The sequence below is a fragment of the bacterium genome, assembly GCA_035691305.1.
Classification (GTDB): Bacteria; Sysuimicrobiota; Sysuimicrobiia; order Sysuimicrobiales; family Segetimicrobiaceae; genus DASSJF01.
In genome coordinates, this window is sequence record DASSJF010000026.1 from 60883 (window position 1) to 74790 (window position 13908).

The 13908-nt window shown below is 66.0% G+C and carries 13 protein-coding genes; 8 read left to right on the plus strand and 5 right to left on the minus strand.

Annotated features, from left to right (window positions below):
• The first annotated feature begins 121 nt into the window (after positions 1-121).
• From VFL28_04435 to VFL28_04465, 7 genes are all read left to right on the plus strand, one after another.
• Entirely contained in the window at positions 122-1684 is a 1563-nt protein-coding gene (locus VFL28_04435) for an ABC transporter substrate-binding protein (protein HET7263893.1), read from the plus strand.
• Positions 1685-2629, plus strand: coding sequence for an ABC transporter permease (locus VFL28_04440; GenBank protein ID HET7263894.1), 945 nt, complete (start codon positions 1685-1687; stop codon positions 2627-2629).
• 4 nt (positions 2630-2633) lie between these two features.
• Entirely contained in the window at positions 2634-3488 is an 855-nt protein-coding gene (locus VFL28_04445) for an ABC transporter permease (protein ID HET7263895.1), read from the plus strand.
• Between the two features lie 105 nt (positions 3489-3593).
• Positions 3594-4580 carry an NAD(P)-dependent oxidoreductase gene (locus VFL28_04450; GenBank protein HET7263896.1) on the plus strand — a complete coding sequence of 329 codons (987 nt, stop codon included), beginning with the start codon at positions 3594-3596 and terminating at the stop codon, positions 4578-4580.
• Between the two features lie 71 nt (positions 4581-4651).
• Positions 4652-5596, plus strand: a complete 945-nt coding sequence (locus VFL28_04455; protein ID HET7263897.1) for an NAD(P)-dependent oxidoreductase — start codon at positions 4652-4654, stop codon at positions 5594-5596.
• Positions 5593-6375, plus strand: a complete 783-nt coding sequence (locus VFL28_04460) for a glucose 1-dehydrogenase (protein HET7263898.1) — start codon at positions 5593-5595, stop codon at positions 6373-6375. The genes VFL28_04455 and VFL28_04460 overlap by 4 nt, the downstream gene beginning before the upstream one ends.
• Positions 6376-6415: 40 nt before the next feature.
• A complete protein-coding gene (locus tag VFL28_04465; GenBank protein ID HET7263899.1) occupies positions 6416-7666 on the plus strand; it encodes a M20/M25/M40 family metallo-hydrolase in 1251 nt (416 codons plus the stop codon).
• Here the strand turns inward: VFL28_04465 and VFL28_04470 are convergent, their stop codons facing one another.
• The 4 genes from VFL28_04470 to VFL28_04485 form a co-directional block, all read right to left on the minus strand.
• The gene (locus VFL28_04470) at positions 7667-8476 is read right to left on the minus strand and encodes an ABC transporter permease (GenBank protein ID HET7263900.1); all 810 of its coding nucleotides are present in this window, start codon (positions 8474-8476) and stop codon (positions 7667-7669) included.
• Positions 8476-9393, minus strand: a complete 918-nt coding sequence (locus VFL28_04475) for an ABC transporter permease (GenBank protein HET7263901.1) — start codon at positions 9391-9393, stop codon at positions 8476-8478. The genes VFL28_04470 and VFL28_04475 overlap by 1 nt, the downstream gene beginning before the upstream one ends.
• On the minus strand, positions 9390-10532 hold the full coding sequence (locus tag VFL28_04480; GenBank protein HET7263902.1) for an ABC transporter ATP-binding protein: 1143 nt from the start codon (positions 10530-10532) through the stop codon (positions 9390-9392). Before VFL28_04480 ends, VFL28_04475 begins: the two co-directional genes overlap by 4 nt.
• Before the next feature lie 63 nt (positions 10533-10595).
• Positions 10596-11699 carry an ABC transporter substrate-binding protein gene (locus VFL28_04485; protein HET7263903.1) on the minus strand — a complete coding sequence of 368 codons (1104 nt, stop codon included), beginning with the start codon at positions 11697-11699 and terminating at the stop codon, positions 10596-10598.
• 189 nt (positions 11700-11888) lie between these two features.
• On the opposite strand from VFL28_04485, the gene VFL28_04490 reads away from it, so the two are divergent.
• Positions 11889-13001 carry a fumarylacetoacetate hydrolase family protein gene (locus VFL28_04490; protein HET7263904.1) on the plus strand — a complete coding sequence of 371 codons (1113 nt, stop codon included), beginning with the start codon at positions 11889-11891 and terminating at the stop codon, positions 12999-13001.
• Positions 13002-13018: 17 nt separating this feature from the next.
• On the opposite strand, the gene VFL28_04495 is transcribed toward VFL28_04490, so the two are convergent.
• Positions 13019-13861 (minus strand): 3-keto-5-aminohexanoate cleavage protein, encoded by an 843-nt coding sequence (locus tag VFL28_04495; protein HET7263905.1) that lies wholly within the window; start codon positions 13859-13861, stop codon positions 13019-13021.
• Positions 13862-13908 lie beyond the last annotated feature (47 nt).

A 13908-nucleotide genomic window follows, 5' to 3' on the forward strand; every position in this document is an offset into this window, starting at 1 on the left:
CCGCGACGGCAGGTGATTTTCCTGCGCGGTGCCCGCAGGAGGCGAGGCGGCGGGATGTCGTACCACCAATCAACATAGACGGTCCAGGACAAATGTTACGGGCGTGTTCGGAGGTGTTTCAATGGCGGGTGGCTGCAGTTGGGGGGAACGTCTTCGCCTTGTGTGTGCGCTCATCGTCGCCGCCGTCATTTGCGGCCCAGCAGGCGCCACGGCGGTCGATGCGCAGGGCGGTGTGTTACGGGTCGCGCGCGGCGGCCAAGGCCGCAGTCTGGACCCGCACATCCGTGCCCGGTTCGACGACCGGATCGTGATCGCGACCATCTACGAGCCCCTGATCGATTCTGACAAAGACGGACGGCTTGTTCCGGTGCTTGCGACATCATGGGACATCGGCTCCACCGGCAAGGTCATTACTTTTCATCTGCGACGCGGCGTCACGTTCCAAGACGGCACGCCCTTTGACGCCTCCGTAGTCAGGTGGAACATCGAACGCGTACTCGATCCCGCCACTGGATCCGACCATCGTCAGAAATTCGAGGGCATCATCCAGGGCGTCCAGGTCGTCGACGCCGCGACCGTTCGGATCTACCTGACGCGGCCTTACCCGGCGCTCTTCTCCGATCTCACGGAGCGCCCCGGGCAGATGGTGTCGCCCGCGGCGGTGAAGAAGTACGGAAGGGACTTCGCTCTCCACCCGACGGGCACGGGTCCTTTCAAGTTCGTTGAATGGATTCCAGGCAGCCGCGTGGCCGTGGAGCGCAACAACGCCTACTGGAACCGCGGTGCCATCAAGTCGGACGGTATCACCTTCTTTGACATTCCGGAACGGGCCGCGTCCGTCGCGCGCCTGCGCAGCGGCGAACTCGATCTCATCGCGAGCACCGGCTCGGGCGACCTCATAACCGGCGGCCCCGAGGTTCTCACCGTTCAGGGACAGCGTGGTTTGAAGGCGATGCCGAGCCGGAGCTACCAGTGGGAGTCGCTGCAGATGCGGGTCGATCGGCCGCCGTACGATAATCGCAGCCTGCGCCAAGCGATCGCTTACGCCATCAACCGCGACCAAATTCTCAAGACCATCTATCGCGGCCTCGGGATCCCCGCCGCCAAGTATTCGCTCGAAGGATGGTGGGCCGATCCGGCCTATCGAGGGATTACATATAATCCGGCGCTGGCCGCCGCAAAGCTTCGCGAATCCGGGTATCTCGGGAGTCCCGCACAGCTGACGTTATCAATGCAGGCCTCCGACGCCCAGGTGGGCGAGCTTATCCAGGCGCAACTCCAGGCGATCGGGCTGAAGGTTAGAATTCAGTTGGCATCCGAAACTGATTTCTACCCGCAGCAGGAGCAGGGTCTGATCCCCTTCTCCGGGCCGACCCGATGGACGCCGCGGGTGGATCCGCACGGTCTCGCGAACATCTTGTTCCATTCAACGAAAGGCAACTCAAATACAACGCACTACCACAATCCGCAGGTCGACGCGCTTTTGGATGAAGCGTCATCGATCAATGACATGTCGAAACGCGCAGCGCTCTACAGGCAGATCGAGCGTCTGGTTATGGACGATGCGCCCTACGTAATCTACTACGCGTCACCGGGCTACGCGCTCATGAAAGAAAACGTTCAGGGCTACCAGTGGGGGTTTGACATGGTGCCCCGCGTGGCGAGGGTCTGGCTGCAGCCGTAGATGCGCCGGTACGTCGTCACCCGAGCGCTGATTATCGTCCCTACGTTGCTCTTGGCAAGCGCCGCGATCTTCGCTTTGATGCAACTGGCGGTCGGGGGCGATCCCGCGCTCTACATCATGGGCCGCGAAGGATCGGCCGCGCAGGCGGACGCGCTGCGAAAGGATCTCCACCTGGACCGGCCGCTCATCGTTCAGTACGTGGACTGGCTGCGTCACGTCGCGCGCGGTGACTTCGGGCGTTCATTTCAGTACCCGCTCAATGTGCGCGCGGTTATCTTGAGCCGGCTGCCCGCCACGCTTGAACTCGCGGGCCTCGGCGCCGGTGTCGCGGTCGCCGTCGCGATTCCCGCGGGCGTTTACATGGCCCTCGTGCCTCGCGGGTTCGGCCGACTCGCCTCGGCCTCTACGATCGCGGCCCTGTGTCTCCCGGACTTCTGCCTGGGAATCCTGCTCATCTATCTGTTCAGCGTAATGCTGCACTGGCTGCCGAGCAGCGGATATGTCCCGCTGCGTTACGGGCTGGGACATAATCTGGCGGGCATGGTTCTGCCGGTCATGAGCCTGGCGACGTGGTACGCGGCGGCATGGGCCCGTTACGTCCGTTCGGCTTTTCTTGAAACGCTGGACGCCGATTTCGTGCGCGTCGCGCGGGCCAAGGGGTTGGCCGAGCGTGCCGTATCATACAGGCACGTGCTCCGGAACGCAATTCTGCCGACCCTGACGATCGTCGGGCAGAACATCGCGGCGATGTTCGGCGGCGTCGTCGCTGTAGAAACGGTGTTTGGCAATCCGGGCATCGGTCGCCTGTTCAGCACGGCGGTCCTCGGCCGGGATTACCCCGTGATCCAAGGCGTCATCGTCATGCTGACCTTTGTCGTGTGTATAAGCAGTCTGATTGTCGACGTGCTCTACGGGCTGGTCGACCCTCGGATTCGTTATGGGTAAACCGATGAAGCGCCGTTGGCTCGGCCGAGTGCGAAGCCTCATCCTGACACCCGGGGGGTTATCCGCCGCGGCCGTGGCGTGCTGGTTGGTCGCAGCCGCGGTGGTGCCGCGGCTACTCGCACCCTTCGATCCGCTCGCGATTCGGGCGTCGGAAACGTTGCTCCCGCCGAGCGGTGCTCACCTGGCCGGTACCGACGCCCTGGGACGGGATATTTTCAGCCAAATTACCTACGGAGCTCGCACCACTCTGTGGGTCGCGGGTACTGCGATGGTACTGGCCCTTGCCGTCGGGACAACGCTGGGACTTGTGGCGGGCTACTGGGGCGGTTCGTCGATCGACGAGATCGTAATGCGTCTCGTTGACGTATTGTACGTGTTTCCCAGCATCGTGTTGGCGCTTGCGGTGGTCGCCGCCCTCGGCCCTGATCGTCCGGGGAGCATCGCCGTCGCGCTCGCGCTGGCGGTGGTCCCGGGCTACGCGCGGCTAGTTCGCAGCCGCGTTCTCTCGATCCGTGAGGACGAATTTATCGTCGCCGCCAGAGGTATCGGCGCGACCACAGGCCGTATCCTACGCTGCCACGTGCTGCCACAAACGGTTGATGTACTGATCGTTCGGTCTGTCGTCGGGCTCTCCGGAATAATCCTGGCGGAGGCCACGCTCAGTTTCCTCGGTTTGGGCGTCCAGCCGCCAAATCCGAGTTGGGGCCGCATGCTTCGCGAGAGCTTTCAGTATCTCTCCGATGCGCCGTGGCTGGCACTGGCCCCGATGACGGCGATCTTTCTGACGGTGTTTGCGATCAGCCAGCTCGGCGAAGCCGTGCGGATCGGCCTCCATCCACGGGCGGACTTCCGACGCTGAAGCGGCCTGCCGTACCCTCCCTGAACGCCGTTGCCTCGACGTGTACGAAGAAATCGAGCACACGGCCGAAAATCTTCCGGCAGTTCACTCCGCGGAGGCTGGTGAATGTACGAGATTGTGTTGTTTGCTACGCCGTCGTCGATGGTGGCCGAAGAGACGCTCCGGACGGCGGTGGGAGAGCCGGTTCGGCTCACGCTCGCGCCTGAACACGCGCTGCGCTCCGGACAGCTGGCGCCCGAGGTACTCGCCGAATTGTGCGCGGCGACGGCCCATGCTGATGCGGTCGTGTTCCGCGTCGGCCAGGTGCCCCGTGAGGTCATCGAATCGGCGCCGAACCTCAAGATCGTGGCGGTGCACGGCGTCGGCACGGGCGCGGTCGCCGTGCCGGCCGCGACCGAACAAGGCGTCTACGTGACCGTGGCCCCGGGCGGCAACGCGGTTTCGGTGGCGGAATACGTGATGTCGGTGTCGCTCCTGGCCCGGCGCAGACTCGATCAGGCAGCCGCGACGCTCAAGTCGGCGACGTGGCAGGTAGCGCGGGCCGAAGGCTACGAGCTGTCCGGCAGGCGCATGGGCATCGTCGGCTTCGGCGCGATCGGGTCCCGCGTCGCAGGGCTCGCCAGCGCATTCGGCATGGAGGTACTGGTGGCGGCACACGGTAGCCTGCGGGATTGTCCCTACCCCTCGCTGCCGCTCCCCGACCTGGCGGGCGCGGTAGACTATCTGGTGATCGCGGTGCCGTTTCGCCCCGAGACCATAGGACTCGTCTCGAAGGAGATCCTCGGGCGCATGCGGCCCGCCGCCGTCATCGTGAACGTCGCACGGGGCGAGATCATCGACGAAGCGGCGCTCGTTGCGGCACTTGACGAGCACCGGCTCGCCGCAGCATGCCTCGACGTCTTCGCGCAGGAGCCGCTGCCTCCCGGGCACCCGTTGCCCCGCCATCCCCTCATCTTTGCCACCCCGCACATCGCGGGCGCAACGCACGAGGCGCTCGCACGTATCGCGCGCATCCTAGGCGAAGACATCCGGCGGGTGCTCCGTGGAGAGCATCCGCGCCACGCGGCCAACGCGCCGGTCCCGCGTCCCTAAAGGCGTGCCCGCGGCGCCGCGCGAAGCGAGGAGCGTGACCGGAAGGCTCGGCGCCGGCGCGGAGGCATGATGTGTACCTCGTAACGGGCGGAACGGGTTTCCTGGGCTGCTATGTCGTGCGCGATCTGGTTCGGACGGGACACTCCGTCGTGGCGTTCGACCTCGCACCGGATCTTCGGACGCTGAGCCTCATCGCGCCGGAGGCCGATCGGCGGGTCGCGGTCGTACGAGGCGACGTTCGCTCACTGGCGGAACTGCTGGGCGCGGCGAAGCACGGCACCGTCGACGTCATCGTCCACCTCGCGTCGCCGCTGCCGCCGGAGACCGAGCGCGACGCTACGACGAGCCTCCAACAGATGGTTCAGGGCCATATCAACGCGCTGGATGGAGCGCGCCTCCTGGGCGCCCGCCGTGTGGTATGGGCCAGCGCGCCGAGCGTGTTCGGTAATCCGCGCCACTTCGGCGGCCCGGACACGGTGGTCCCGAACGACGCACCCCACTATCCCGAAACGCTCTACGGCATCTGCAAGTCGGCCAACGAGCGGTTTGCGGAGCGCTATTGGCGGGAGTTCAACGTCGATACGATCGGTCTTCGGTTTTGCCAGGGGTACGGCCCTGGCAAACGGCGCGGCCGGCCGTTCGGCTACGAGCTGTTCGAAAAGGCGCTGCTCGGCGAGCCGTACACAGCGCCGTACGGCGACGACATGATGAACTGGCAGTACGTCGAGGACATGGCCGAACTCGTCGTCCGGGCATGCGAAGCTCCGCGGACCGAGACGCGGGTCTTCAACACCACGGGGGACGCCCTCTCGATGCGCGACTCCATCGCCCTCTTGAAGTCCATGCTGCCGCAAGCTCGCCTCGGGACTGCCCCGGGCGCCATGGGGCTCGCTTGGAAATACGACACGACGCCGCTGGAGCACGAAATCGGGGTGCGGAGCCGCACCCCGATCGGTGACGGATTCGCGAAGACCGTCGCAACGCTGCGGCGCTGGAAGGCCGAGGGGATCTGGTGACCGGCGCTCAGGAAGCGGGCGCGCTTTCCGGGCGGGTGGCGGTCATTACTGGTGGCTGCTCCGGCATCGGACGGGCGATAGCGGAGCTCTACGCGCAGCACGGCGCACGCATCGCCGTGAATTCGCGCTCGCCGGAGACCGCAGCCCGGACGGCGGAAGAACTCGTCGCCAAAGGATACTATGCGCTGCCCGCCCCCGGGGACGTGCAGCATCGTTCGGAGGCGGAGGCAATCGTTGGCGCCGCTATTCGGAAGTGGGGACACATTGACATCCTCGTCAACAGCGCGGGCATAGGTAGCATCGAGGACTCTGCGGTCTTGGCGGCCGAGGAGTGGCGGCGGATCATCGACACCGACTTAGGCGGTCCGTTCTTTTGCGCACAGGCGGCGGCAGCGGCGATGATCCCAAGGGCAAGCGGCGTGATCATCAACGTCGGCTCGATCCTGGGCCATGTGGCCCTGCCGGGCCGGGCCGCCTATGCCGCGGCGAAGCATGGACTGCTCGGGCTTACAAAGGTGCTCGCCCTGGAATGGGCACGCCACAACATTCGCGTGGTCTGCATCGACCCCGGTTACATTTGGACGAAGAACATGGAAGAGCGCGTCGCCGCCGGCGTCTACCCTGCGGACGACATCCGGCGACGCACACCGCTCGGCCGGTTCGGGCGTGTCGAGGAGGTCGCACAAACGGCGCTGTTCCTCGCGACGGACTCCGCCGCGTACGTCACCGGCAGCACGATCATGGTCGACGGCGGATGGACCGCCTACGGCGGTTGGTAACGCTGCCGTATCAACGCACCGGACAGGGGTGAGGCTAACGATGAGCGATACGAGCGCCGTCGAGCAGCGCGTCCTGGGGGCGGTGGACGACGGCCGCCTCACGCGGCTGCTGCAGGACATGGTGCGCCAGAAGAGCTACAGTAACACTCCCGGCGAGGGGGCGCTCGCCCGTTGGCTTGGCGCCTACCTGACCCGGTTGGGGCTGACGGTGACACACCAGGAAGTCGCGGCGGACCGGCTCAACACGATCGCCACGCTGCGCGGTACGGCCGGCGGACCGGAGCCCCGCCGCGCCCGGTTCATGCTGAACGGGCACATCGACACCAACATGGCGGGACTCGGCTGGACGCACGATCCGTGGGCGGGGGACGTCGAGGACGGCCACATCTTCGGCATCGGCGTGTCCAACATGAAGGCGGCGGACGCCGCCATGATCGAAGCGGCTAACGCCCTTGTGGACGCGGGGGTTCGCCTGGCGGGCGATCTGATCGTCGCGCTGGTGATCGGCGAGTTGCAGGGCGGCGTCGGCACCGTGCACATGCTCGACCAGGGCGTCCGGGCCGACCACTTCATCGTCGGGGAACCCACGGACCTGTCGCTCCTGACCCTGCACGCCGGCGCGTACGACGCCGAGATCCACGTCTACGGCGAGACTCGCCACCTCTCGAAAATGGAGGAGGGCGTCAACGCGATCGAGATGGCCTGCGACGTCATCGGCGCCCTCAACGGCCTCGGCTTCTCCGGTGCTACGCGTGAAGACTACCGTGGGCTGCAGCGGATCAACGTGGGGGTCATTCGCGGTGGGATGGGCGACGAGTTCCTGGAGTGGCGCACGCCATCGCTGCCGGACCACTGCATGATCAGAGTGGCGGGCCGCTACGCCCCCGGACAGACGCCCGCGGGCGCCGTGGCGGACATCCAGGCGATGCTCGACCGGCTGCGCGCCCACCATCCGCGGCTCAAGGCGACCGCCTCGCTGGTCGCGACGACGCAGAAGCAGGCGATGGGCCCCTTCGAGGTGGACCCCCGGCATCCGTTCGTGCAAGAGGTGAGGCGGCTTCACCGGCTGGTGCGGGGGACCGAGCCGACGATCGGCGACGTGCCGCCGTACAAGTTCTACGGCACCGACGCCGCGCATCTCGCCGAACGCGGCGGCATGCTGGGCGTGGTCTACGGACCGGGGGGCAAGTTCAACACGATGCCGGATGAGCGCGTGGCCCTCGCCGATCTCTTCGCCGCCGCCCGCGTCTACGCACTGGCCGCGCTGCGGACGTGCGGCGTCACGCCGTGATTAGCGGGGAGCCCGGCGCAACAGGGCGGACGCACTGAGGACGAACACGGCCACGACCGTCAAGAAGGCACTGACAGCCGCGATGGTGGGGTCGAGTTGCGTGAGGAGATTCGTCCAGATCCGGACCGCCAGCGGCAGCGTGTTCGTGCCGGAGAGCAGCAGCGGAATCAGCAGGTCGTCGAACGCGGTGAGGAACGCGAACAAAGCGCCGGAGATCACCCCGGGCGCAATCAACGGCAGCGTCACACGCAGAAACGCCACGACCGGGTCCGCGCCCAATCCGACGGCGGCCTGCTCCAGCCTCTCGTCGACGCCCTGAAGGGTCGCCGAGGCGATGATGATAAACAGCGGAAGCGTCACCACGGTCAGCCCGAGCGCCATGCCGGGAACACCGCCCACCAGGTTGAGGCGTGCGAGAAACAGGTATACGGCGATGGCGGTGATCACCGACGGCACGATCATCGGTGCGAGGACGATCGTATAGACCGCCGTCTTGCCGGGAAAGCGCGCCCTCACCAAGGCGATCGACGCGGCCAAACCCAGCACGACGGTCAGCACGGTCGCCGCCGCGCTCATCTCCGCGCTGAAGAGCAGGGATGCCATCCACTCCGGTCTGCCGAGAAATTCATGATACCAGCGCAGCGACAGTCCGGGCGGCGGAAATACCAGGTAGCCGGCCGAGGTCAGGGATAACGGGATGATAAACAGGATCGGGACGATCAGAAAGATGATGTCGAAAGCCGCAACCGTCGCAAACGCGCCCGACAACGGCGACCGGCGTCCGCGCCGCGCGCCGACCGAGGCCGCCATCACACCTTGCTCTCAAAGAGGGACCGCAGGCCGACGATCCGGTCGTACACCACGAACCCGCCGATGGCCAGCACGAGCAGCAGCACCGCCAAGCTCGAGGCAAAGTTGACGTCGAGCGACATCTCCACCTGGTTCTCGATCACCATGGCGATCATCTGGTCGTGCGGACCGCCCATCAGCCGCGGCGTAACAAAGTAGCCCAGCGCAAGCACAAAGACGAGCAAGCTGCCGCCGAACACGCCGGGCAGGCTCAACGGCAGAAATACCCGCCGGAAGGCCTGCCATTCGCTGGCGCCGAGATTGTTGGCCGCCTGCAGCAGGCTGCGGTCGATCCCGCGCATGACACTGTAGAGCGTCAGCGTCATATATGGCAGCAGCGCGTAGGTCATGCCGATCAGCACGCCGGCGCGACCGTAGAGCAGCCGCACCGGACCGGCGCCGAGATTGGACAACACCAGATTCACGAGGCCGTCGCGGCCGAGGATTACCATCCAGGAGAACATGCGAACGAGTAGGTCGGTGAAGAACGGCACCAAGAGCAGCGCCATCAGAACGGCGGCAACGGGTCCCGACACGGTCGAGAGCTTGTAGGCCAACGGGTAGGCCAGGACGAGCGTGGCCACGGTAACCGTAAACGCGATTTGGAACGTCAGCCCGAAGATTCTCGGATAGGCCGGATCCCTGATGGCGGAAACATAATTGCCCAGCGTGAAACCCTGGGATCCGGTGAAGCTCCTGACAAGGATGCCCGCCATCGGGTAGACGAAGAAGACGGCGAGGAAGCCGAGCGCCGGCAGGACCAGCGCCGCCGTTCGCCAGCGCCGTTCGGGCCCGCGCCGCGGAACGGCGCCGGCGGGCGGGTCGCCAACGGGCCGGCGTTCGGCGGCCCCGGCGAACGACGGCAGCCGAGCGTTCATGCCGGCTCGACCAGAATCTTGGTGTGCGCCGGCGCCCACATGACGATCACGGTGTCGCCCGGAACCGGACGGCGAGCCGTGTCGCCGCCGTGCTGCTTCACGAGCAGCACTTCGCCGTTCGCCGCGATCTTGTACTTCACGGCGTCACCGACGTACAGAGCCTCTTCGACGCGGCCGCGCCAAGCGTTGAACTCGCCGTCGAGGCCGGCGCTCGAGACATCCGCCACGCCGCCCACGGACCCGGCGTCCGACACCTCCGGGCGCAAACGTAGGTGCTCAGGCCGGATTGACATAAGCAACGATCGGCCGGCGCGCGCGTCCGTCGTCCCCTGCGCCGCCCGAAACGTGGCGCCGCCGGCATGCCGGACGACCAGGAGGCCGCCGGAGATCCCGTCGACGACACCCCGCAGCAGATTGGTCTCGCCGATGAACTGCGCGACAAACGCATCCGCCGGATCGTCATACAGGTCCCGCGGGGCGCCGAGTTGCGCGATCCGACCGCCGTTCATCACGGCGACGCGATCCGACATGATGAGCGCTTCCTCCTGGTCGTGGGTCACGTAGATGAACGTAATCTTGAGGCGCTCGTGGATGTGCTTCAACTCGATGCGGATCTGATCGCGCAGCTTCTTGTCGAGCGCGCTCAACGGCTCATCCAGGAGCAGGACGCGCGGCTCGAACACGAGCGCGCGCGCCAGCGCGACGCGCTGCTGCTGTCCGCCGGAGAGGTGCCGCGGGTAACGGCTTTCATATCCGGGCAGTTGCACCAATTCGAGGATGTCGCGCGTCCTCGCTCGGATTTCGGACCGGGAGACGCCTCGCATCTGCAGCGGGAACGCGATATTCTCCACGACCGTCATGTGGGGGAACAGGGCGTAGTTTTGAAACACCATGCCGATCCCCCGCCGCTGCGCCGGCAGCCAGGTCACGGGAGTCTCGTCGATGAAGATCTCGCCGCGCTCCGGGGACACGAAGCCGGCGATCATCATGAGTGTCGTCGTCTTTCCCGAACCGCTCGGTCCGAGGAGCGTCAGAAATTCCCCGGCGGCGATGTCGAGGTTGAGGTCGCGCACCGCGGCGGCGTCCCCGTAGAGCTTGGTCAGGCCCGCAAGAACAATGCGCGCCCCTTTAGCCCGCATGCCGCCTGTCGCCGGCCGGGACGCCGGACGCGCGCGCGACGAACGGACCGCCGGCAGCGTCGACTACCCCCCGAGCATGAAGGACTGCCAGCGCTTCAGAACCTCGGGCCGGTTGTCGAACCACCACTGCATGTTGATAAAGAAGCCTTCCCTGAGGTGCAGCGGGCTCGTCGGCAGATCTCTCGTCTGCGCCGGCGTCAGGTAGTTGAAGGCTTTGCGGTTGAGCGGACCAAAGCCGGCCATCTGGGCGATCGCGGCCTGCTGCTTCGGCTGCAGCGCAAAGTCGATGTACTTGTAGGCGTTCTCGAGGTTCGGCGCGCCCTTGAGGACGCACAGAACCTGGGACTCGATGGCGGCCTGGTTCCAGGTGAAGCCGACGGGGGCGCCGGCCTTCTGCAACACGATGGCCCGGTTCGCGGGAATCGTGCCGATAACGGCGTCCTTGTTCGTGAGCATCTCGGCGGGCACGGCCGCGCTGGTCCAGAATTTGACGACATCCTTGCGGATCTCCCGCAGCTTCCGGAACGCCCGGTCCACGTCGAGCGGGTAGAGCTTGCTCGTCGGCGCGCCGTCGGCGAGCAGCGCGCCTTCGAGCACGCCGACGTCGACGGACAGGTCTTCGAGGGTCCGCGGACCGTGAAAGTCGGCGACGTTCCACACGTCCGCGTAACTGCTCGGCGGCTTGGTCGGAAAGGCGTTCGTATTGTACCCGATGACGGCCGAGTATGTGTATTCACCCGCGTACCGGTCCGTCATGATCTGCAGATCGTGCGCATCGGTCAGGCGAAACGTCGACGCGGGGAGCGGCGCGAGAGATCCGCGATGCTGCAGAAGCAGCGCAAGACTCTCCGCGATGTCGAGCACGTCCAGGCCGATCCGCCCGGACTGAATCATCGCCTCCACTTTGGCCGCGTTGGCCGTGTAATTCTCGACCTGAATGCCGGTCGCCGCAGTGAAGGGCTCCCAGATCGCCTTGCGGTATGTGTCCTCGACGGACCCGCCCGGTGTGCGGACGACGACAGTGCCTCCCGAGGCGGCGCGCGCGCTCCGGACGCCGAGCCCCCCGAACGCCGCCAGGGCCGCGCCGGCCACCGCGCCGCGGTGAAGAAATTGGCGCCGCGACAGCGGCGTCCCGACGCGAGTTCCTGCTTGCCTGTGTAAACTCATAGTTCGCGTCTCCTCCCACCCGAAATTGGACTTCGGTCTATGCAACGGCGGCGATCTTCCATCGGTTGCTCACGACCGGAATCCGCGCGTTCGCCAGCCTGTCGCCGCGGAAATGCATCGACGGGTGACTCGGGGTCCCAATGCGCACAATCAAGATGCAAAAACATACCTGTAGGGAGCCTCTGGCGAGTGCGTTGCGTACTAAATCGTATATTGAGTATGATTAATACACCATATGAAGTCAACCGCGGCTCGAGTCGAATTCCCCCGGGTCCACTGCGGGGCGATCTGAGAGGAGCGTATGAGGAGCAGTACTTCTGTAAAGCGCCGCGACTGGAACTCCTGCCCGACCATGCCCATCGTGGGCGGCGAATCCGCATGAAGCTGGTGACGTATCTGACCTCCTCCACCGGACCTCGGGCGGGTGCCCTTTATGACGGCGGCAAGATCGTCGATGTGGCCGCCGCCGGAGAAGCCTACGGGACGCCGCTCCCCTCCGATATCCTGGGCCTGCTCGATCTGGGGGATGAAGGCGTGCGCCTTGCGGCGCGCGCAACGGCCCATGCCGGCGAACGCGACCTGACCGTCGTACCGGTGACACAGGCGCGACTCCTCGCACCGCTGCCTCGCCCCCGCAAGGTCCTCGCCGTCGCGGGCAATTACGCGGATCATCTGATCGAGTCCAGGATGGCCGTGCCGGCGAAGCACGAAATGACGATCCGGCCGTTCATGAAGCCCTCGAACAGCGTGATCGGGCCGGACGAGCCGATCCGGTTTCCGCGCTGGAGCACGACGCTCGACTACGAGGCGGAACTGGCAATCGTGATGGGCCGCCGGGCCACCGCCGTTCCGACGGACGGCGCACTCGCGTACGTCGCGGGCTACGCGGTGTTCAACGACATTTCGGCACGGTCGCTCACGATCGCCGCGGGACGCGCACCGCGCGAGCGGGATCGGTTCTTCGACTGGCTCGCCGGCAAATGGTTCGACACGTTCTCGCCGTTCGGTCCGTTCATCGCCACCGCCGATGAGGTTGCCGATCCGCACGCGCTTTGCCTGTCGTTGTCCGTCAACGAGACGCGCCGGCAGGCAGCGTCGACAGGGCAGATGATATTCGGCTGCGACGAAATCGTGTCGTTCTTCTCGCATCTCACGACGTTGGAGCCCGGCGACATCATCGCGACCGGCACGCCCGCGGGCGTGGGAACGGCCGAGAAGCGCTACCTCCAGCCCGGCGACGTCGTCGAGGCGACGATCGAAAAGCTCGGCACGCTGCGCAACCCGGTGGGCGGACGGAAATAATGCGCGCGCGGCCGCCGCTAGAAGTTCGGCCTTGGAATCCCCAACAGAGTGCGCGCCTGGTCGGGCGTCGCGATGGGACGGCCCAGCCGGTCCGCCATCCAGACGACGAGCTCGACGAGCTCCGCGTTGCTCTGTACCCGCTGGCCGGGCCGAAGCCATGCGCGGTCTTCCTTCCCGATCCGTACGTGCGCGCCGGACGCGATTACCTGCAAGAGCAGGGCGTTGGCGTCCTCAACCGCGAACGGCACGCGCGGCGCCGTGTAGATTGTCGTTTGGTACAGCGATCCCGCGGGCAGGTACGCGGCGCGGTGCCGAATCGACTCGATCGTGCCCGGGGCCCAGTTGAACCCCGGCGCTTCGCACAGGAGGTTCACCCAGATGGGCGCCGGCAGCAGACCCGCGGCGGCCGCCCAACGGACGTTCCAGGTGGCGCCGACCTGAAACACCTCGAGCTCCGGCAGCACACCCATGTCGAGATTCCACTGCAGGGATTCGCGGATGCGGTCGCGGCTCCACATCATGTGCTGCTTGCGGTCGGCGAAGTCCACGTCGCTCATCACGACGTTGCCGGTCTCGAACTTGCCGGACCCCATGCGGCGCGCCACCTCGGTGCGGATGTTGAGCGGCATGGAGCCTTTCGCGTATTCCCGAATTGCCGCCGTCTTCGATGCGATCCGGCGGAAGAGTTCCGCGGTCGCTTCGATCTCCACGGGCCCCGGCACGCCGTAGCTCGCCTTGGGGTCGTAGACGGAGATCCCGTGCATGTGGACGATGGCGGCGCCGGCCGCCGCCGCATCCACCGCCTCGCGGGCGAGATAGTCGATCTCGCGCTCCAATTCGTCGGGCGTAGGCGTTGTCACAAACGGATGGTTCTCACGATCGATGTTGGGCTCACTCGCTATGATGA

Bases quoted from the DNA above. Each gene is read 5' to 3' on its own strand.
- VFL28_04435 (HET7263893.1), top strand. From the start codon at position 122: ATGGCGGGTGGCTGCAGTTGGGGGGAACGTCTTCGCCTTGTGTGTGCG.
- VFL28_04440 (HET7263894.1), top strand. From the start codon at position 1,685: ATGCGCCGGTACGTCGTCACCCGAGCGCTGATTATCGTCCCTACGTTG.
- VFL28_04445 (HET7263895.1), top strand. From the start codon at position 2,634: ATGAAGCGCCGTTGGCTCGGCCGAGTGCGAAGCCTCATCCTGACACCC.
- VFL28_04450 (HET7263896.1), top strand. From the start codon at position 3,594: ATGTACGAGATTGTGTTGTTTGCTACGCCGTCGTCGATGGTGGCCGAA.
- VFL28_04465 (HET7263899.1), top strand. From the start codon at position 6,416: ATGAGCGATACGAGCGCCGTCGAGCAGCGCGTCCTGGGGGCGGTGGAC.
- VFL28_04470 (HET7263900.1), bottom strand. From the start codon at position 8,476: ATGGCGGCCTCGGTCGGCGCGCGGCGCGGACGCCGGTCGCCGTTGTCG.
- VFL28_04475 (HET7263901.1), bottom strand. From the start codon at position 9,393: ATGAACGCTCGGCTGCCGTCGTTCGCCGGGGCCGCCGAACGCCGGCCC.
- VFL28_04480 (HET7263902.1), bottom strand. From the start codon at position 10,532: ATGCGGGCTAAAGGGGCGCGCATTGTTCTTGCGGGCCTGACCAAGCTC.
- VFL28_04485 (HET7263903.1), bottom strand. From the start codon at position 11,699: ATGAGTTTACACAGGCAAGCAGGAACTCGCGTCGGGACGCCGCTGTCG.